General features: G+C 71.4%; 22 protein-coding genes. 9 read left to right on the top strand and 13 right to left on the bottom strand.

Annotated features, from left to right (window positions below):
- Positions 1-34: 34 nt before the first annotated feature.
- Positions 35-1,687 (bottom strand): thiamine pyrophosphate-binding protein, encoded by a 1,653-nt coding sequence (locus MWU75_RS09730; protein ID WP_247090026.1) that lies wholly within the window; start codon positions 1,685-1,687, stop codon positions 35-37.
- Positions 1,688-1,855: 168 nt separating this feature from the next.
- On the opposite strand from MWU75_RS09730, the gene MWU75_RS09725 reads away from it, so the two are divergent.
- Both MWU75_RS09725 and MWU75_RS09720 read left to right on the top strand, forming a co-directional pair.
- On the top strand, positions 1,856-3,226 hold the full coding sequence (locus tag MWU75_RS09725) for an amidohydrolase family protein (protein WP_247090025.1): 1,371 nt from the start codon (positions 1,856-1,858) through the stop codon (positions 3,224-3,226).
- Between the two features lie 104 nt (positions 3,227-3,330).
- Positions 3,331-3,597: a hypothetical protein gene (locus tag MWU75_RS09720; protein WP_247090024.1), complete on the top strand. Its 267-nt coding sequence runs from the start codon at positions 3,331-3,333 to the stop codon at positions 3,595-3,597.
- A 15-nt stretch (positions 3,598-3,612) separates the two neighbouring features.
- Here the strand turns inward: MWU75_RS09720 and MWU75_RS09715 are convergent, their stop codons facing one another.
- Positions 3,613-4,044: a VOC family protein gene (locus MWU75_RS09715; RefSeq protein WP_247090023.1), complete on the bottom strand. Its 432-nt coding sequence runs from the start codon at positions 4,042-4,044 to the stop codon at positions 3,613-3,615.
- A 58-nt stretch (positions 4,045-4,102) separates the two neighbouring features.
- Between MWU75_RS09715 and MWU75_RS09710 the strand changes: the two genes are divergently transcribed.
- Entirely contained in the window at positions 4,103-4,717 is a 615-nt protein-coding gene (locus MWU75_RS09710; protein WP_247090022.1) for a GyrI-like domain-containing protein, read from the top strand.
- 215 nt (positions 4,718-4,932) lie between these two features.
- Here the strand turns inward: MWU75_RS09710 and MWU75_RS09705 are convergent, their stop codons facing one another.
- Genes MWU75_RS09705 through MWU75_RS09690 form a run of 4 tightly spaced genes read right to left on the bottom strand, consistent with a single transcriptional unit; the run spans position 4,933 to position 8,414 of the window.
- Positions 4,933-6,027: a branched-chain amino acid aminotransferase gene (locus MWU75_RS09705; protein ID WP_247090021.1), complete on the bottom strand. Its 1,095-nt coding sequence runs from the start codon at positions 6,025-6,027 to the stop codon at positions 4,933-4,935.
- A 46-nt stretch (positions 6,028-6,073) separates the two neighbouring features.
- A complete protein-coding gene (locus tag MWU75_RS09700; protein WP_247090019.1) occupies positions 6,074-6,934 on the bottom strand; it encodes a hypothetical protein in 861 nt (286 codons plus the stop codon).
- The gene (locus tag MWU75_RS09695) at positions 6,931-7,488 is read right to left on the bottom strand and encodes a histidine phosphatase family protein (protein ID WP_247090017.1); all 558 of its coding nucleotides are present in this window, start codon (positions 7,486-7,488) and stop codon (positions 6,931-6,933) included. Before MWU75_RS09695 ends, MWU75_RS09700 begins: the two co-directional genes overlap by 4 nt.
- Positions 7,488-8,414 (bottom strand): 2-hydroxyacid dehydrogenase, encoded by a 927-nt coding sequence (locus tag MWU75_RS09690; RefSeq protein WP_247090015.1) that lies wholly within the window; start codon positions 8,412-8,414, stop codon positions 7,488-7,490. Before MWU75_RS09690 ends, MWU75_RS09695 begins: the two co-directional genes overlap by 1 nt.
- 62 nt (positions 8,415-8,476) lie before the next feature.
- Between MWU75_RS09690 and MWU75_RS09685 the strand changes: the two genes are divergently transcribed.
- A complete protein-coding gene (locus MWU75_RS09685; RefSeq protein WP_247090013.1) occupies positions 8,477-9,727 on the top strand; it encodes a PQQ-dependent sugar dehydrogenase in 1,251 nt (416 codons plus the stop codon).
- A 33-nt stretch (positions 9,728-9,760) separates the two neighbouring features.
- On the opposite strand, the gene MWU75_RS09680 is transcribed toward MWU75_RS09685, so the two are convergent.
- Positions 9,761-10,108 carry a type II toxin-antitoxin system VapC family toxin gene (locus MWU75_RS09680; RefSeq protein WP_247090011.1) on the bottom strand — a complete coding sequence of 116 codons (348 nt, stop codon included), beginning with the start codon at positions 10,106-10,108 and terminating at the stop codon, positions 9,761-9,763.
- A 45-nt stretch (positions 10,109-10,153) separates the two neighbouring features.
- Here MWU75_RS09680 and MWU75_RS09675 point away from each other — a divergent pair, with 45 nt between their 5' ends.
- From MWU75_RS09675 to MWU75_RS09660, 4 genes are read left to right on the top strand one after another with little or no spacing between them, the layout of a single operon-like run.
- On the top strand, positions 10,154-11,203 hold the full coding sequence (locus MWU75_RS09675; RefSeq protein ID WP_247090009.1) for a biotin/lipoate A/B protein ligase family protein: 1,050 nt from the start codon (positions 10,154-10,156) through the stop codon (positions 11,201-11,203).
- Positions 11,204-11,236: 33 nt separating this feature from the next.
- Positions 11,237-12,400: an acyl-CoA dehydrogenase family protein gene (locus MWU75_RS09670; protein WP_247090007.1), complete on the top strand. Its 1,164-nt coding sequence runs from the start codon at positions 11,237-11,239 to the stop codon at positions 12,398-12,400.
- A gap of 27 nt (positions 12,401-12,427) precedes the next feature.
- The gene (locus MWU75_RS09665; RefSeq protein ID WP_247090005.1) at positions 12,428-12,652 is read left to right on the top strand and encodes a translation repressor RelB; all 225 of its coding nucleotides are present in this window, start codon (positions 12,428-12,430) and stop codon (positions 12,650-12,652) included.
- Positions 12,649-12,903 carry a type II toxin-antitoxin system RelE/ParE family toxin gene (locus tag MWU75_RS09660; RefSeq protein ID WP_247090003.1) on the top strand — a complete coding sequence of 85 codons (255 nt, stop codon included), beginning with the start codon at positions 12,649-12,651 and terminating at the stop codon, positions 12,901-12,903. Before MWU75_RS09665 ends, MWU75_RS09660 begins: the two co-directional genes overlap by 4 nt.
- Positions 12,904-12,988: 85 nt before the next feature.
- Here the strand turns inward: MWU75_RS09660 and MWU75_RS09655 are convergent, their stop codons facing one another.
- The 5 genes from MWU75_RS09655 to gatC form a co-directional block, all read right to left on the bottom strand.
- The gene (locus MWU75_RS09655; RefSeq protein ID WP_247090002.1) at positions 12,989-13,414 is read right to left on the bottom strand and encodes a PIN domain-containing protein; all 426 of its coding nucleotides are present in this window, start codon (positions 13,412-13,414) and stop codon (positions 12,989-12,991) included.
- Positions 13,407-13,634, bottom strand: a complete 228-nt coding sequence (locus MWU75_RS09650) for a hypothetical protein (protein ID WP_247090000.1) — start codon at positions 13,632-13,634, stop codon at positions 13,407-13,409. Before MWU75_RS09650 ends, MWU75_RS09655 begins: the two co-directional genes overlap by 8 nt.
- 98 nt (positions 13,635-13,732) lie before the next feature.
- Positions 13,733-15,283 carry an Asp-tRNA(Asn)/Glu-tRNA(Gln) amidotransferase subunit GatB gene (gene gatB / locus MWU75_RS09645; protein WP_247089998.1) on the bottom strand — a complete coding sequence of 517 codons (1,551 nt, stop codon included), beginning with the start codon at positions 15,281-15,283 and terminating at the stop codon, positions 13,733-13,735.
- Positions 15,280-16,824: an Asp-tRNA(Asn)/Glu-tRNA(Gln) amidotransferase subunit GatA gene (gatA, locus tag MWU75_RS09640; protein WP_247089996.1), complete on the bottom strand. Its 1,545-nt coding sequence runs from the start codon at positions 16,822-16,824 to the stop codon at positions 15,280-15,282. The genes gatB and gatA overlap by 4 nt, the downstream gene beginning before the upstream one ends.
- Positions 16,825-16,826: 2 nt before the next feature.
- The gene (gene gatC, locus MWU75_RS09635; protein WP_247089995.1) at positions 16,827-17,123 is read right to left on the bottom strand and encodes an Asp-tRNA(Asn)/Glu-tRNA(Gln) amidotransferase subunit GatC; all 297 of its coding nucleotides are present in this window, start codon (positions 17,121-17,123) and stop codon (positions 16,827-16,829) included.
- 77 nt (positions 17,124-17,200) lie between these two features.
- Here gatC and MWU75_RS09630 point away from each other — a divergent pair, with 77 nt between their 5' ends.
- Positions 17,201-18,022 carry a hypothetical protein gene (locus MWU75_RS09630; protein ID WP_247089994.1) on the top strand — a complete coding sequence of 274 codons (822 nt, stop codon included), beginning with the start codon at positions 17,201-17,203 and terminating at the stop codon, positions 18,020-18,022.
- Positions 18,023-18,031: 9 nt separating this feature from the next.
- Here MWU75_RS09630 and MWU75_RS09625 read toward each other — a convergent pair whose 3' ends face one another.
- Entirely contained in the window at positions 18,032-18,673 is a 642-nt protein-coding gene (locus MWU75_RS09625) for a hypothetical protein (protein WP_247089993.1), read from the bottom strand.
- Positions 18,674-18,686: the final 13 nt, after the last annotated feature.

Raw genomic sequence — 18,686 nt, 5'->3', positions numbered from 1 at the left:
GGTGGTCGGGTGCGGGCCGAGGCTCCTGGCGGCCCTACGCGTTGACGCGGATGACCTCGCGCTGGTAGGGCGCCATCACCTCGCCGCTGATCCGCAGGTCCAGGAGGAGGAAGGGCCGATCAGCGACCGGGCGCTGCGTCCATACCGCGAGGGCCGCGAGGTCGTCCAGGGTGCGCACGACGACGCCCTCGGCGCCCACCGCCCGGGCGAGGCCGGCGAAGTCCACCTCGTCGATCAGCATCGGCTCACGGGCAAAGCCCTTGCGGCCGTAGAGGTGGATCTCGGCGCCGTAGGCGCGGTCGTTCCACACGACCGCCAGCCCGCGACCCCCGGCGACGCGCACCGCGGTCTCCAGGTCCGCGAGCGCCATCAGTCCTCCGCCGTCGCCGGTGGTCAGCACGACCGTCGAGTCCGGCTTGGCGCGGGCCGCCCCGGCCACGGAGGGGAAACCCTGCCCGATGGCCTGGTAGGCGGTGCCGATCATCAGCATCCGGTCCGGTGCGGCGACGGGCCAGTACATGTTGGCCCACGCGATGAAGTGGCCACCGTCGGAGACCACGACCCGGTCCTCGGGCAGCAGCTCGGCGATCCGCCGCGCGGTCGAGCGAGGGTCCAGCCGGCCGTCGGAGGCCTGGCCCGTGCCCACGTCATACTCACGCAGCGCGGCGATGTCCACGCTCTCGCGCCACCCGCTGCTCTCCGCCCCGAGGGCCGTCAGCTCCTGAAGGATCGCCCGGGCAGCGAGCGCGGCGTCGGCGTGCAGGTAGTCCCCGACCTGCGGATGGGTCGCCACGTTGGACAGGTCGATCTGGATCACCCGGGCGCTCGGCGAGAACAGCTCACCGAAGCGCATCGTGAACTGGTTGAGCGACGCACCGAAGACGACTGCGACGTCCGCCTGGTGCACCAGCTCCATCGCACCGTCGGCACCGAAGCCGCCGGCGACGCCCACGTCATACTCCTGCTCGGGGAAGATCCCGCGGGCCAGCGCGGTGCTCGCGGTGACCGCACCGGTGGCGGCGGCGAGCGCCCCCAGGTCCTCGGCGGCCCCGGCCAGCCACGCGCCGCGGCCGGCGAGCAGCACCGGCCGCTCGGCCTCGGCGAGGGCGCGGGCGATCTGCGCCACCTTCCCGGCCGCCAGGTCGCCGGTGGGCGGCACGGGCGGCGGCACCATCGGGTCCGGCGGCTGCGGGATGTCCCCGACGTCCAGGCCGGCGACGTCATAGGGGATGGCCAGGACCGCCGGCAGCGAATAGGACAGCGCGTGCTCGATGGCGAGCATCGTGGTGGCGGCCGAGTCGGTGCGGCCCACGGTGAAGGTGCGCACCCCCACGCCGCTGGCCAGCGCGAGCTGGTCGACGTCCCAGGGCCGGCGACCCCACCGCGGCGCCTCGCCGGTGACCAGGATCAGCGGCACGCGCGCCTGGGCGGCCTCCGCGAGCGAGGTGAGGGTGTTGGTGAAGCCCGCACCGTAGGTCGTGGTCGCCGCGGCCAGCCCGCCCCCGGCGCGATAACAGGCGTCGGCGGCCACCACCGCGCCAGCCTCGTGCCGCACCGCGGTGTAGACGGCGTCGGTGGTCCGCTCCAGCTCGTTGAGGAAGTGGGCGTTGCCGTTGCCCATTACCCCGAAGACCTGGCTGATGTGCCGGGTGAGCGTGGCGGCGACGTGGGCAGAGACGGTGGCCAAGACAATTCTCCTCTGTGAGCGACAGCCGAAACTGTAACCGGCCGCCCCGGGGTCACCGCGAGTTCCCCGGCTGGGTCACGGCTCCGCACCGGCGTGCGCGCACCTGGCTCACGGCATACTCCCGCAGTATGTCGTGGGGCCGGGTGGGTGCACTGGTAACGTGACCGGATGGGAAACCACAACCACTGCACGGTGTCCCGGCGGGCGTTCACCCTCGGTGCAGTCGTGGTGCTGGCGGGCTGCTCCTCGACCGGGGAGGACCGGGGGCCCAGCAGACCGGCGGGTGGTGACGCAGCACCGACCTCGCTCGGGCCACCGCCCACGTTCACCGGCGACCTCGCACCGCTGGTCGAGCAAGTCACGGTTCCGCCCGACCTGCCCGAGGCGGCACCCACGATCTTCCGCGGGGTTCGCCTCTTCGACGGTGAGAAGGTCACGGAGGAGGTTGACGTCATCCTTGCCGGTGGTCTGGTGACCGCCGTGGGATCTGGGTTGGAGGAGCCGGAGGGCGCCGAGGTCGTCGACGGTGCGGGACACACGCTGATGCCGGGGATGATCGACAGCCACGTGCACGCCTTCCCCGAGTCCCAGGAGGAGGCTGCGCGTTTCGGGGTGCTGACGGAGCTGGACATGTTCGTCGCCGTCGACCTGGCGGACCAGATGGCCGAGCAGCAGGCGAGCGGGGCGACGGAGCGGGCCGACATCTTCAGCGCCACGTCCATGGCCACCGCCCCCGACGGGCACGGGACGCAGTTTGAGGTCGACGATCTGGAGTTCCTGACCGAGCCCTCTCAGGCCCTCGGGTGGGTGGAGGACCGCGTGGCCGAGGGCGCGGCGTACATCAAGATCGTGGTCGAGTCCGGGGGTGACTTTCAAGCCCTGGACCAGCAGACCGTGGGGGCTCTCGTGGAGGCGGCACACGCGCACGGCCTGCGAGCCATTGTTCACGCGCAGTCCCTGGAGGATACGTTGGTCGCGCTGTCCGTCCCGCTGGACGGGCTCGCGCACGCGCCCCGGGATGAGCTGCCACCCAGCGTTGTCGAGCGGATCGGCGAGATGGGGATCTTCGTGGTCACCACCGCCGGCATGGCGCAGCCCACCAAGCACAAGCCCGCTTTCGACGACGACCGCGTGATCGACCGGGTCAACCCGGAGCTGCTGGGCTACTTCCGCCGGCCGACTTACGCCAGCGACGACACGTGGGCAACGATGCTGCCCACCCTGCAGGCGCTCCACGCGGCTGGCGTGCCGATGCTCGCGGGCACGGACAGCGGCAACCCGGGCACCCTGTCCGGCGCCGGGATGCTCGTCGAGCTGGACATCCTGGTCGAGGCCGGAATGACGCCGGTCGAGGCCCTCGCGGCAGCCACGTCCGCGCCGGCCGACACATGGGGGCTGATGGACCGTGGGCGCATCGCCGAGGGGCTGCGGGGCGATGTCCTGCTCGTGGAGGGCGACCCGACCACGGGGATCCAGGACCTGCACGGGATCGTCGGGGTGTGGAAGTGGGGCGTGCCGGTGGAGCTGGGTCTCGCCTGACTCTCGTCGGGGCTCCGTCTGGCGCCTGCTCGGCGACGGCGGTGTCTCGGTGTCAGTGCTCACCTCTAGCGTCCGCACCGTCGGTGGAGGCAGAGAGGAGTGCGATGACAGAAGGTGACCTGATCCCGTGGGAGGTCCGGGACCAGCACGGGTGGGAGTATCCGCTGGCGATGCTGCGGGTCGAGGCGAGGCGTCGTGCTGGCGAGCAGTTGCGCACCATCGACATCGAGCGCGTGACCGGCTGGAAACGCAGCCTGCAGCACCGCGGTGCCGTGGTCGACTACGACCCTGGCACCCACGAAGGCTTCCGGTATGTGCCACGCCGGGTGGGGGTCGACCTTGACCTGATCCGCGAGCCCTCTGGCGGCTGAGGTGACTCGTTCGCGTCAGGTGAGGTCGTAGGCCTTCGCGTGGCGTGCCTCGTAGAGGAGCATGTCGTCGGCGCCGGGCACCTTGAGCATGGTGCCCCGGCCGAAGCCCATGTCCTGGACCTCGCCGGAGAACTCTGCCCCGCGCCCGGCCAGCTCGGCGACGGTGGCCTCCATGTCGTCGCACATGATGGCGATCGCGTGGTGCCGCGGAGCGCTCCACTCCCTGCCCTCGTGGACCTCCGAGGTGGGGTGAACCCCCAGCTCGCTGCGGCCGGTGCCGAAGATCAGCCACTCGGCCGGGTCGCTCCCTCCGGTCCCCTGGCCACCGACCGCGGCATCGCCCCGAGCACCCTCGGAGACGAACGGCCAGCGGAGCACGTCCTTGAAGAACGCACGCGTGGCCGTGGGATCGTCGGAGTACACCAGGTTGTGGATCGCGGTGATCATGGCCCAGACGCTAGGCCCTGCCCGCGCAAGGGACCACTGGTGACGATGAGGAGGCGCAGTGAAGATCGACCTCAAGAAGGACCTGAAGGACTTCTACCAACCCGGCTCGGCAGAGTTCGTCGAGGTGCACTTGCCGCCGCGCAGCTACCTCGCGATCGACGGGCACGGCGACCCCAACACGTCACGGGACTACGCCGACGCCGTGGCCGCGCTCTTTGCCATCTCGTATGCCGTGAAGTTCGCCCTGCGCGCCCGCACCGGTGAGGACTTCGTGGTCGGGCCGCTCGAGGGTCTGTGGACGAGTGAGGACCCGACCTCCTTCACCGCGCGTCGCAAGGGCGAGTGGGACTGGACGATGCTGATCCCGCTCCCCGACGTCGTGACGACGGATGACGTCGACTCGGGTCTGGCCTCGGCCGCCCGTAAGAAGCCGGAGTTGCCGGTCGGCAGCGTCCGGCTGCTCGTGCTGGACGAGGGTCGCTGCCTGCAGATCATGCACGTGGGCAGCTATGACGACGAGGGTCCGACGCTCGCGCGGCTGCATCAGGAGGTGATGCCGGAGGCTGGCGTGACATTCAACGGACCCCACCACGAGATCTACCTCAGCGATCCCCGGCGCGTGGCACCGGAGAAGCTGCGGACCGTCCTGCGCCAGCCCGTGCGGCCGATCTGACAGCCGCAGCCCCACACGCCCGGTGGGGCCGACAGCCCCGACACGACGCGCTCGGTGGGCCGGCGACACCGACAACCAGCGCCCGCCCGACGTCTTCGAGCGCCCTCGCGTTCTTCGGGCCGACTGCAGCCAGCCTGAGGATCACCGAGGCGCTCGAAGACGCCTCGGTGGGGCCGGCGGCCACGCCCCGCGCGCCCGGTCGGTGGGGCCGACGGTCAGACGAGCTGGTGCATCCAGCCGTGGGTGTCCTCGACCCGGCCGTACTGGATGTCCAGCAGGGCGTTGCGCAGGGACTCGGCGATCTCGCCGCCGCCCATGGAGACCTCGCCGCCGCGCCACTTCAGCCGACCGACGGGCGTGATGACCGCAGCGGTGCCGCACGCGAACACCTCGGCCAGGTCGCCGCTGGCGGCGTCGTCCTTCCACTCCCCGATCGAGTAGCGGCGCTCGACGACCTCGTGGCCGCGCTCGCGCGCCAGCTCGATGAGCGAGCTGCGGGTCACGCCCTCCAGGATGGTGCCGCTCAGCTCGGGGGTGACGATGGTGCCGTCCTTGTAGCAGAAGAACAGGTTCATCCCGCCGAGCTCCTCGACCCACTTCTGCTCGACGGCGTCGAGGAAGGCCACCTGGTCGCAACCGTTCTCGATGCCCTCGGCCTGAGCGGCCAGCGAGGCGCCGTAGTTGCCCCCGCACTTGGCGGTCCCGGTGCCGCCCGGGGCCGCGCGCACGTAGTCCTCCGACAGCCAGATGCTGACCGGCTTGAGCCCGCCGGTGAAGTAGGCGCCCGCCGGCGAGGCGATCACGCAGTAGAGCGCCCGGTTGGCCGGCCGCACCCCCAGCGCCTGCTCGGTGGCGATCATGAACGGCCGCAGGTAGAGGCTGACCTCGCCCAGCGACTGGTCCGGCACCCACCGCTGGTCCAGCTCGACCAGCGCGCGCAGCGACTCCAGGAACAGGTCCTCGGGCAGCTCGGGCAGCGCCAGGCGACGCGCGCTGCGGGCGAACCGCGCGGCGTTGATCTCCGGACGGAACGTCCAGATGCTGCCGTCAGCGTGCCGGTAGGCCTTCATCCCCTCGAAGATCTCCTGCCCGTAGTGGAAGACCGACGCGGCGGGCTCCAGCGGGATCGGGCCGTAGGCCGTGACGCGAGGGTTGGCCCAGCCGCCGCCCTGGGTCCAGTCGACCAGGGCCATGTGGTCGGTGAACTTCGCGCCGAAGGCCGGGTTGGCCAGGAGCTCCGCCACCTGCTCGTCGGTGGCGGCGTCGGGCCGCGTCTCGACGGTGAAGGTCGGTGCGGTCTGGGTGGTCATGCGTCCTCCTGGTCGAGCGTCATTGCGTCCTGTCCAAAATACCCGCTCACCGGATCCAGCTCATCAGCGCCCGCACCCGCCGCCCCACCTGCTCGATCGGGTGGGCGGCCCGCGCCACGGCACTGCGGCTCGGCAGCTCGGCCGCCGCCCGGTCCGGCACGTGGTCGGTGCCGAAACCCGCCGCCCACGCGGTGTCGACCCGCTGCTTCAGCTCGTGCAGGGTGGCCAGGTAGGCGACCTCCTCGCTCACCCCGCGCCCCACGAGGGTGTCGAAACCCGACTCCACCAGTCGCCGGACCTCGCGGTGCACTGCCTCGTCGGCATACTCTTCGGTCTCGGCCAGCTCCGCGGCCGAGGTGACGAGGGCACCGGAGCGCAGGGCGCCCAGGGCCTGGCAGTATGCCGTGAGCACCGGCCAGGCGACGCCGCTCGCGTCGGTCTCGACCGCCACCAGGCAGGGGATGCCGCGGCCGTCGAGGTACTCACCGCGCAGCCGGTCCGCTCCCCCGATCCCCTGGAGCACCACGAGGTCCACGCCCTCCGGTGGGCGGACGGCCCCGTGGTGCACCGGTCCCCCGCCGGTGACCAGGATCAGGTCGCCCGGCTCGAGACCGGCCTCCAGGACCGGGGCGAGCGTGGCCGGATCGGTGGAGTCGTCGGTCGGCAGGACCACGATGTCGGCCGTGGCGACGGCGTCGGGGACCTCGACCACGAGCAGCCCCTCGACCTCCGCCCGGGCCGCCGCCCGGCTGTCCGGGGGCACGCCCACGCGCACGTCGACACCGCTGTCCCGCAGGTTGAGCGCGTGTCCGGAGGCGACGGGGCCGAAGCCCAGCACCGCGACCTGGCGGTCCTGCAGCAGCGTCAGGTCGGCGGACTCCGGGTCCAGCTGGCGTGCCTGTGTCACGCGTCGTCCTCGGATCCGCGCCAGCGGTGGAAGCCGGTCAGTCGGGCCGACTCGGCGCCGAGCTCAGCCCACAGGCTGTCGAGCTCGAGGACGACCCCGACGGCAGTCGGCATGCCCTCGTGCAGCTGGTCGAGCGCAGCGGAGTCGGAGGCCTCGGGGTCCGCGAGGCCCGCCGCGAGCGACGGGATGCCCGGGGCGTGGCCGACCACCATCACCGTCCGTGCCTCCTCGGAGGCCTCCCAGACCACCTCGAGGATCTCGTCGGGGTAGGCGTTGTAGATCCGGCGGTCGTCCCACACCTCGACGTCCTCGAGGTCACCGCCCTCCGCCAGGCGCTCCCAGGTCTGCTGGGCGCGGGTCGCGGTCGAGCACAGCACCAGGTCCGGCACGAGGTCGTGCTCGACGAGCCAGGCCCCGCCGGCCCGCGAGTCGGCCACGCCGCGGGGCAGCAGCTCGCGGTCGTGGTCCACCTTGCCGGGCACCTGCTCGGTCTTGGCGTGCCGCACCAGCACGAGCCGCCGTGCCGGTCCGTGGGTCGGGTCCGTGGTGTCCATCACTCCTCCTGTCCCGTGGCGACGACGTGCGCGAGCTCGCCGGTGCGCAGGTAGTGCTCGATCTGGGCCGTGACATACCGCGCCTGCCGGGGCGGGTAGGCCCGGCCCCCGCCTCCGACGTGCGGGCTGATCAGCACGCCCGGGGTGTGCCACAGCGGGTGGCCGTCGGGCAGCGGCTCGGGGTCGGTGACGTCCAGCGCCGCGCGCAGCCGCCCCGAGCCGCACTCGGCGATCAGCGCGTCGGTGTCCACGAGGGGGCCTCGCCCCACGTTGACTACGAGTGCGTCGTCAGGCAGGAGGGCCAGCTGGTCGGCGCCGATCATCCCCCGAGTGGTGTCGTTCAGCGGGACGGCCACCACCACGATGTCGTGGTCCGGGAAGAGAGCCGGCAGGTCCGAGACCGGGTGGACCCGCTCGACATACTCATCGCCGTCGCGGACCTGGCTGGCGACGGCGGTGACGGTGGTCTCGCAGGCCAGCAACCGCGCGGCCAGGGCACGCCCGATGCCGCCGTAGCCGATGAGGAGCACCCGCTGGTCGGCCAGCGACCGACGGTCCTGCTGCGGGCGCCACCTGCCCTCGTCCTGGGCGCGGACGTAGGTGGGCAGCTCGCGCTGGGCCGCGAGCATCAGCGCCAGTGCCATCTCCGCGGTGGCGGTGTCGTGCACGCCGACCGCGTTGGAGAGCGCCACCCCCGGCGGCAGGAGCTGCACGACGTCGTCATAGCCGGCGGCCGACAGGATCACCCCACGCAACTGCGGCAGCTCGTCCAGCCGGGTGAGGAACGGAGTCGGCCCCTGGGGCACGACGATGACCTCGACGTCCGACCGTGACGGCTCGTCGGCCACGTCCCACGTCACGATCTCGGCCCCCTCGACGGGCTGCACGAGGTCGGCGATGACGGTGGGGACGCTGATCACGGGCACACCGCCACGCTATCCGAGCCGCGCCCGTGGTGTCCCGCGCAGGGGCGTGCCAGAGTGGACACATGCGACGGCGCGTCCGCCCCGCGATCGCAATGACCGCGGTCGTGCTGCTGGCCGGCTGCTCGGCGGGCACCGACCCGGACCCCGGCCGGCTGCCGTCGGCGCCCGCCCACTCCTCGGAACCCGCCGCTCCGCCCACGCCGCCCTCGGACCCGGAGCCCTCGATCACCTCGGCGTCCGTCGTTCCCCCATCGTCCGACGAGGCCATCTCGACTCCGCCCGCACCGTCCGCCCCGGACCCCGACCCGCAGACCGTGGCCACCGGCTTCCAGGTGCCGTGGGGCCTGGTGCCCCTGGTGGATGGCAGCCTGCTGATCGGCGAGCGGGACACGGCCCGGGTGTTCCGCGTGGTGCCCGGCTCCGACCCGGAGCTGCTCACGACCGTGCCCGGAGTCCAGCCCGGCGGCGAGGGCGGCCTGCTGGGACTGGCGGTCCCCGCGGACTCGCCGTGGCACGGCGGCGCGACGGGGTCGTTCTACGCCTACGCGACCACCGCCGACGACAACCGGGTGCTCCTCGTCGACCCCGCCCAGAACGGTGGCGAGCCGTCCATGGAGGTGGTCCTGGACGGCATACCGAAGGCAGGCAACCACAACGGCGGGCGGATCGCGTTCGGCCCGGACGGCAACCTCTTCGTGACCACGGGCGACGCCTCGGAGGGCCAGAGCTCGCAGGACCCGGACTCCCTGGCGGGCAAGATCCTGCGGGTGACCCCGGACGGCACGCCGGCGCCGGGCAACCCCAACCCGGAGTCACCGGTCTGGTCGATGGGCCACCGCAACGTCCAGGGCCTGGGCTGGGACGCGGACGGGCGGCTGTGGGCCAGCGAGTTCGGGCAGAATGCGCTCGATGAGGTCAACCTGATCGTGCCGGGCGGCAACTACGGCTGGCCGGAGGTGGAGGGACCGGGCGGCGAGCCGGAGTTCATCGACCCGGTGGTGAGCTGGCCGACCGAGAACGCCTCACCGTCGGGGCTGGCGGTCGGTCCCGACGGCGATCTGTATGTCGCAGCGCTGCGCGGAGAGTCGCTGTGGCGCGTCCCCGTGGAGCCCCAGACGCCCGGCACCGACCCGGCGTCCGTGAGCGTCGGCGAGCCGGAGCGGCTGCTGGAGGGTGAGTTCGGGCGCCTGCGCAGCGTGGTCGCCGGCGCGGGGGGCGAGCTGTGGGTGCTGACCAGCAACACCTTCCGCGGCGAGCCTGCTCCCGACGACGATCGGTTGCTGCTCCTCGCGGACCCCGCCGAGCTGAGATAGCTGCCACGCGACCGTGGGCCGACGCGCATCGACTCACACCATGCGGACGGCCACGAACTCCCTGACAGCACGGCCCAACCGCTTGTCGCGGGTGACCAGCGGGCAGCCCAACCCCTGAGCGAGGACCACGCCTGCCGCGTCGTAGGGCGTCACGGTGTCGAGCAGGTCGAGTGTGGCGCCAGCCATCCGGTGGTCGAGAGGCCACCGGTGGATCTGGAGGTCGTCGAGGTCCCGCAGCGCGTCCCGGGCACGAGGCCTGGTCAGATGGCGACCCAGGACCAGTCCTCGCAGGGCGTTCACCACCTCGACGTCCACGTGAGCGGGGGCGTGCAGCCCGTGCTGTCCCACGGCCGCGTGGACGACCTCCTGGTCGCTCGCCACGGCCCCGAGACCGGCTACCGACGCCCCGCGACGTAGGTTGGTGCCGTGCGTGGTGAGTACAAGGTCCCCGGTGGCAAGCTCGTGGTGGTCGAGCTCGAGGTGGTCGACGGCCGGCTCGCCGACGTCCACGTCTCGGGCGACTTCTTCCTGGAGCCGGACTCGGCGCTGGAGGACATCGACGCCGCGCTGACCGGCATGCCGGCCGACACGAAGGCCGACGGCCTAGCGGCCGCGATCGAGGGGGCGCTCGACGAGTCCGTGGCCCTCATCGGCTTCAGCCCGCAGGCGGTCGGTATCGCGGTGCGCCGTGCACTGGGCCGGGCCACCGGCTGGGCCGACCACACCTTCGACGTCATCGGCCCGCAGGTCATGGACCCGGTCATGCACATGGCCCTGGACGAGGTCCTCCCCCAGGAGGTGGCGGCCGGCCGTCGCAACCCGCTGCTGCGGATCTGGGACTGGGACGCCTCCGTGGTGGTCATCGGCTCCTTCCAGTCGGTGCGCAACGAGGTGGACGAGGACGCGGCCCGGCACCACGACATACGGATCGCCCGGCGCATCTCCGGGGGCGGCGCGATGTTCATGGAGCCCGGCAACTGCATCACCTACTCCCTGGTGGTGCCGACCTCCCTGGTCGAGGGGCTGACCTTCGAGCAGTCCTACGCCTTCCTCGACGACTGGGTCCTGGGGGCACTCGCCGATGTCGGGATCTCTGCACGCTACGTCCCCCTCAACGACATCGCCTCCGACGCCGGCAAGATCGGCGGGGCCGCGCAGAAGCGGTTCGCCGCGGGGGCCGTCCTGCACCACGTGACCATGGCCTACGACATCGACGCCGACAAGATGATGCAGGTCCTGCGCACCGGCCGGGAGAAGCTGTCCGACAAGGGCACCAAGAGCGCCAACAAGCGGGTCGACCCGATGCGCTCGCAGACCGGGATGGCCCGCGACGCAGTGATCGAGGCCCTGCTGGCCCACTTCCGAGGACGCTATGACACGGTGGACAGTGGCTACACCGACGCCGAGCTTGCCGCGGCCCGCGAGCTGACCGAGACCAAGTTCCTGACCCCCGAGTGGACCCACCGGGTCCCCTGACCCTCCCTCCTCGACCGACCAAGGAGTATGCCGATGCCTCGCCCCGATGCGCTGCTCACCGATGACCTGCTGGAGCGGATCCGCGGCCGCGCCGCCCAGGTCGACCGGGAGAACGGCTTCCCGCACGAGGACCTGGCGGACCTGGCGAAGGCCGGCTACCTGCGGGCGATGGTGCCCGTCGAGTTCGGTGGCCTGGGGCTAAGCCTGGAGGAAATGACCTGCGAGCAGATGCGCCTGGCCGGTGCCGCGCCGGCGACGGCGCTGTCGGTCAACATGCACCAGGTGTGGATGGGTGTGGCCCGGGTGGTGCACGCCACCGGTGATGACTCGATGGACTGGGTGTTCGCCGACGCGTTGGCCGGTGAGGTCTTCGGCTTCGGGATCTCTGAGGCGGGCAACGACCTGGTGCTCTTCGGCTCCCGCACGGAGGCCCGGCCCGACGGGGAGGGCGGCTTCAGCTTCCACGGCACCAAGATCTTCACCTCGCTGTCACCGGCCTGGACGCGGCTGGGCACCTTCGGCACCGACAGCACCGGCGAGGAGCCGATGTCGGTCTTCGGCTTCATCACCCGCGACGGCGGTGGCTTCGAGATCAAGGACGACTGGGACACGCTCGGCATGCGGGGCAGCCAGTCGCGCACCACCGTGCTGGACGGGGCGCACGCACCGGCCGACCGGGTCATCCGACGCATCCCGCCGGGTCCCACAGCCGACCCGTTTGTCTTCGGGATCTTCGCCAGCTTCGAGCTGCTGCTGGCCTCGGTCTATACCGGCATCGCCCAGCGGGCCCTGGACCTGGCCGTCGCGACGGTGGGCAAGCGCACCTCGATGAAGAACAACGGTGCCCCCTACGCCCACGACCCGGACATCCGCTGGCGGCTGGCCGACGCGGCGATCGAGCTGGACGCCATCCACCCGCAGATCGCGGCGCTGGCCCGCGATGTCGACCAGGGCGTGGACCGTGGTCCGCTCTGGATGCCACAGCTGTCGGCAGTGAAGTCCCGCGCGACCGAGACCGCGCTGTCGGTGGTGACCAAGGCCATCCGGGCCAGCGGCGGCTCGTCATACTTCAGCTCCAACGAGCTCTCCCGCCTCTATCGCGACGTGCTGGCCGGCATCTTCCACCCCAGTGACGACGAGTCCGTGCATGGCGCCTGGGCCAACGCACTCCTCGGCCCGCTGCCCGCGCCGGAGTGAGACCCACGGCGGAGGGAGATACCCACGATGGCAACGAGGCAGCTCAACACGAGCATCGAGTCATCGCTCTACGAGCGGCTCGAACGTCTGGCGACCCGGACCGGCCGCCACTACGCGGCCGAGTTCATCGAGCGGGGGCTAAACGACCTCGAGGACCACCACCTGCTGAAGGACGCTCTGCAGGAGTTCTACGACTCCGATGAGGACTCGATCGCGCACGAGGATGTGGACTGGGACGCTCTCGGTCGATGAGTTACCGGGTCCGGTACACACCGAAAGCACTCAAGAAGATCGGGAACCTCGACCGTGCGCAGGTGAAGCGGATCCGGCGGTTCTTCGAGGCCCTCGACTTGCAGAACCCGCGCTCTCGCGGCAAGGCACTGAGTGGCCGGGACGAGTGGCGGTACCGGGTCGGCGACTACCGGCTCCTGTGCCACCTCGAGAATCACGGTCTGGTCGTCCTGGCTGTCAAGGCGGCGCACCGGCGCGAGGTCTATCGGTGACGCAGGCGCAGTAGTGTCAGACGCGGTAATCCGGATGGCCTCGGGAGAGGCCGATGGAAGAGCCGTCCGGGGGCTTGCGCTGACCTCAACGACCGCGGAACGGGTTCTCGATCCGGACTCCGCGGATGACGGAGCCGTCGGACAGGTCCTCGGTGAGCAGCACCGGGCAGCGCGCCCGCGACGCGGCTACGACGATCAAGGAGTCCCAATAGGACAACTGTGCCTGCTGCGAGGTCTCCACGGCCGCAGCCACGAGGTCTGCATCCGTCGGGACCGGCCCGAGTGCGGAGAGCTCGGCGACCGCACTGGCGGCGTCCCGGAGGCTCAGCGGACGCGGGAGCTTTCTGGTGACGGTGACGAAGAACTCGCCGAGGACCTGAGCGCTCACGCACAGGTCGTAGCCGACGTTTCCGAGAACAGCCCGGGCAGTCTCCCGCTTGGGGGCTGACTGCTCGGCCGCGTCGAAGGCATAGACGACCACGTTGGTGTCCAGGAACACCCGCTCAGTCATAGAGCTCGTCCCTGGTTATGTGGCGGCCATCGCTCGAGGCCGAGGACCGGTCGGCGAGCTGGAGGAGCCGCTGCCGCGCCTCGCGGTGGGCGTCGCGGCCGGAGGCATAGTCGTCGAGAAACTCCCGAACTGTCGCGTTGACCGAGGTGCCTTGCTCAGTGGCGCGAACTCGCGCGCGCCGCAGCACGTCCTCGTCGATGACCAGCGTGAGATTCGCCATGACCCCAGTGTACCCGTGCTCCACGGGTTTTCGAGCACGTTGGGGCGTACGCGTCGACGAGGGCAGAATGCGTGAGGAGCGGGCCGAACGACCCAAAATTAGGTCAGCTTGGCCAGGATCAGCTCGCGGGCCTTGGCGGCGTCGGCCTGGCCGCGCATCTCCTTCATGACCTGGCCGATCAGGGCACCGGCGGCCTGCACCTTGCCGTCGCGGATCTTGTCGGCGACGTCCGGGTTGGCCTCGATGACCTTGTCGACGGCCGCCTCGAGGGCGCCGTCGTCCTGGACCAGCTCCAGACCTCGGGCGTCGGCGACCTCCATCGGGGTCCCCTCGCCGGCGAGCACGCCCTCCATGACCTGGCGGGCCATGGAGTCGTTGAGCCGGCCGTCGCGCACCAGCCCGTCGAGCTCCGCGATGTGCGCCGGCGTGACACCCAGGTCGGTCACCGCGGTGCCGGCCTCGTTGGCGCGGCGTGCCAGGTCGCCGGTCCACCACTTGCGGGCGGCCGCCGGGGTCGCGCCCGCGGCCACGGTCTCCTCGATGACCTCGACCGCGCCGGCGTTGAGCACGTCGCGCATCTCCAGGTCGGAGTAGCCCCACTCCCCCTGCAGTCGCTTGCGGCGCTGGGCAGGCGGCTCGGGCAGCGTGGCCCGCAGCTCCTCCACCCGCTCCCGGGTCGGCGCCACCGGCACCAGGTCGGGCTCGGGGAAGTAGCGGTAGTCGTCGGCGTCCGACTTCGGGCGACCGGAGGTGGTCACCCCGGTGTCCTCGTGCCAGTGACGGGTCTCCTGCAGGATGCTCGCGCCGGAGTCCAGCACCGCCGCGTGCCGGCAGATCTCATAACGCGCCGCACGCTCGACCGAGCGCAGGGAGTTGACGTTCTTGGTCTCGGTGCGGGTGCCAAGCGGCACGGCCAGCTGCTCTGCCGAGGTCGCGCCGTCACCGGCCTTCGCCCGCAGCGACACGTTGGCGTCGCAGCGCACGTTGCCCTGCTCCATCCTGACCTCGGAGACAGCGAGCGCCTTGAGCAGATCGCGCAGGGCGGAGACATAGGCCCGCGCCACCTCCGGGGCGCGCTCCCCTGCGCCGGTGATCGGCTTGGTGACGATCTCGATCAGCGGGATGCCGGCCCGGTTGAAGTCGACCAGGGAGTACTCCGCGCCGTGGATCCGACCGGTCGCACCACCCACGTGGGTCGACTTGCCGGTGTCCTCCTCCATGTGCGCCCGCTCGATCTCCACGCGGAACGTCGTCCCGTCGTCAAGATCCACGTCCAGGTAGCCGTCGAAGGCGATCGGCTCGTCATACTGGCTGGTCTGGAAGTTCTTGGGCATGTCCGGATAGAAGTAGTTCTTCCGGGCGAACCGGCACCAGTCGGCGATCTGGCAGTTCAGCGCTAGCCCGATCCGGATCGCGGACTCCACCGCCGTCGCGTTGACGACCGGCAGCGCGCCGGGCAGACCCAGGCACACCGGGCACACCTGGGTGTTGGGGTCGGCGCCGAAGCCGGTCGCGCAGCCGCAGAACATCTTGGTCGCGGTGTTCAGCTCGACGTGCACCTCCAGGCCCAGAACGGGGTCATACCTGGTCAGCGCCTCGTCGTAGCCGACGACGTCCTCGCTGTGGGCGCTCCTGGCCTGCGTGCTCACTTCGCCTCCTCGCTGACTGCTCCGGTCGTGACCTCGGGCGCGCGATCCAGCACGCTGCCCGACCCGCCCCACTGCTGCGCGAGCAGGGCCTCCAGGGCCGCGCCCACGGCATACATCCGCTGGTCCTGGGTCGCCGGGGCGAGGATCTGTATGCCGACGGGCAGGCCGTCCTCGTCCGCCACCCCGGAGGGGAGCGAGAGTCCGGGGATCCCGGCGAGGTTGGCAGGGATGGTGGCGATGTCGTTGAGGTACATCGCCATCGGGTCCTCCAGCTTGTCTCCGATCTTGAACGCCGTGGTCGGCGCGGTCGGGCTGATCAGCACGTCGGCCTGCTCGAACGCGGCCTCGAAGTCGCGCGCGATGAGGGTGCGGACCTTCTGCGCCTGGCCGTAGTAGGCGTCGTAGTAGCCCGAGGACAGCGCGTAGGTGCCCAGGATGATGCGGCGCTTGACCTCATCGCCGAAGCCCGCGTCGCGGCTGGAGGCCATGACCTGCTCGGCGCTGGGCGACTCCACCCCCTCCGGCGCGACCCGCAGGCCGTAGCGCATCGCGTCGTAGCGGGCCAGGTTGGAGGACGCCTCGCTGGGCAGGATCAGGTAGTAGGCGGCCATGGCGTACCGGAAGTGCGGGCAGGAGACCTCGACAATCTCGGCGCCGGCGTCCCGCAGGAGCTGGACGGACTCGTCGAAGCGGGCCTGCACGCCGTCCTGGTAGCCCTCGCCGGTCAGCTCGGTGACGATGCCGATCCGCAGCCCGGTGAGGTCGCGGTTGGCCGAGGCCTCGACCACGGGGGGGACCGGGGCGTCGATGCTCGTGGAGTCCATCGGGTCGTGACCGCCGATCACCTCGTGCAGCAGCGCCGCGTCGGTGACGGTGCGCGCGCACGGACCGATCTGGTCCAGGCTGGAGGCCAGCGCGATCACGCCGTAGCGGGAGACCCCGCCGTAGGTCGGCTTGGCCCCGACCGTGCCGGTGACCGCGCCGGGCTGGCGGATCGAGCCGCCGGTGTCCGAGCCGATGGCCAGCGGTGCGAGGAACGCAGCGACCGCGGCCGAGCTGCCGCCGCCGGAGCCGCCGGGGATCCGGTCCAGGTTCCACGGGTTGCGGGTCGGGCCGAAGGCGGAGTGCTCGGTGGAGGAGCCCATGGCGAACTCGTCCATGTTGGTCTTGCCGAGGATGGGCATCCGCGCGTCCTTGAGGCGGGTGACGATCGTCGCGTCATACGGCGGGATCCAGCCCTCGAGGGTCCTGGAGCCGGCGGTCGTCGGGATGCCCTGGGTGCAGGCGATGTCCTTGACCGCGATCGGCACGCCGGCCAGGCGCGGCAGCTCCTCGCCGGCAGCCCGGCGGGCGTCGACGTCGGCGGCCGTCGCGAGAGCGCCGTCGATGTCCACCTGCAGGAAGGCGTTGAGCACCGGGTTGAGCGCGGTGATGCGGTCCAGGTGCGCCTGGGTCAGCTCGACCGAGGTGAACTCGCCGGAGGCGAGGCCGTCGGCCATCTGCACGGCGGTGAGGTGGGTGAGGTCGGGAGCGGTCGTCATACTCAGTCCTCGTCCAGGATGCGGGGGACGCTGAACCGGTCGAGCTCGGCCTCGGGCGCGTTGGCGAGCGCCTGCTCGGCGGTCAGGCTCGGGCGCACCTCGTCGGGGCGGGTCACGTTGGTCAGCGGCAGCGGGTGACTCATCGGCGGCACGTCGTCGGCAGCGACCTCGTTGACCTGGCCGACCCAGCCGACGATCTGGTCGAGCTGACCGGCGAGGCGGTCGAGCTCGGCATCGGTGAGCTGGATGCGGGCCAGCATGGCGACGTGCGCGACATCGTCGCGGGACAGTGCGGACATGGGGTCAGTCTAGGTTCCCGCGCCCGGGGCTCTGAAACCGCTCGTCACCTTGCCCTGGGGCTGACAGGATCGCCCGTATGCCGAGCACCTCACCTCTCCCGGACGCGCCGGGGCCGGACGACTTCCAGGCCCTCGCGCGGTCCTCGCCGTGGCGGTTCGGCACCCTTCACTTCACCCACCGGCCCCACGACGGGGCGCCGGTCGAGGCGTGGCTGCGCAGGCCGGGGCACCTGGAGGTGCTGGTCGGCGGCGAGCGCCACGTCGAGACCGGCGTGCCCTACAGCCGCTCGGTGCTCTACTTCGAGGAGCCTCCCACCGGGCTGCGTCGCCTGCTGCCACGCCGCAGCCTCCGGCCGGGCGGGCGCTGGGCCGCGGTGCCGGGCCTCGCACCCCGCGACACCCAGTCGGACCCCCCGATCGTGCCGCCCCAGGATGTCGATCCGGTGCGGCGACCCGACGGCCTGGTGCTGGAGCGACCGTTCGCGGCGGACTACGACGACCCGATGTGGCACGACTACCGGTGGGTGGCGATGCTTGACCCCGTCGAGCTGTCCCGCGGCGTCGAGGTGAGCGAGGTGCACACCCGCGAACGCTTCGGACGGCTCACCTGGACCGCGACCTGCCGCCCGCTGCCGGCCACGAGCGAGGACCTCGGTGACGGCTACGACCCGCGGTGCTCGTGCTGTGCCCTGCTCTTCGGCGCGGTCAGCCAGGCCCTGGAGTTCACCACAGGGGATGAGAGGGCGCCGTCGCAGGCGGAGGTCGCCGGCTACCCCTCGGCATACTGGGTCTCCCTCGATGTGGAGACCGGGATCGTCGTCAACGTCGAGCCGCAGGACGGCGACCGGGCCCGCACCGCCTTCACCAACGAGATCCACGAGGTCGGCGGGCTGGGCTGACCGGATCTGTCAGCCGTCGTCCTCGTCATCGAGGGACTCCAGGACGTCTGCGGTGTTCGCCGTGTCCATCGTGAGTCCGAGCGGCGCCGAGACGTGCACATAGGCAGCGCTCCCGGCCGCGACTGCTCCGCTGCCACCCTCCCAGTTCGCCACGAGCCGGTGGGTGCCCTCGACATCGTCCACGACCTGTGCCAGCCGGGGGTCGGTCTCGGTGGCCGGCCCGGGCTCGAGGGTAAGCCGCACGGTCTGGTCCCGGACTGTGACCAGGGTGTCGCCGTCGTAAACCTCGAAACTGGCCTGGTCCTGCTGCCCGGCCAGCGCACGGGCGTAGCAGCCGAGGGCGACCGGGTCACCCGACGCGGCGTAGACCCAGCGCTGTCCCAGCACCGAGTGCTGTGTCGTGCCGACCAGGTGCTCCTGTGCACCCTCCAGGGGTGCTGCGCGATAGGTCAGCGGCACGTGCAGCACGGTGCTGCTGCTTCCCCGTCGGACCAGCAACGCCTCGACGCCGACCTCTCCCGCGGGGTCGTCGAAGCGGTAGGAACCGACGAGCTCCAGGTCGCCGCTGCCGCCCCACTGCTGCTGGTCGAGCCAGGGCCCGATGAGCTCGAGCTTGGTCGGGGTGAGGGTTGCGCGGTGGATGATCGCCATGGGCGAAAGCCTA

Source organism: Ornithinimicrobium sp. F0845 (genome assembly GCF_023015765.1).
Taxonomy (GTDB): domain Bacteria; phylum Actinomycetota; class Actinomycetes; order Actinomycetales; family Dermatophilaceae; genus Ornithinicoccus.
The sequence above is the reverse complement of the archived record's forward strand: the minus strand, read 5'-3'. Positions and strand labels throughout refer to the sequence as shown.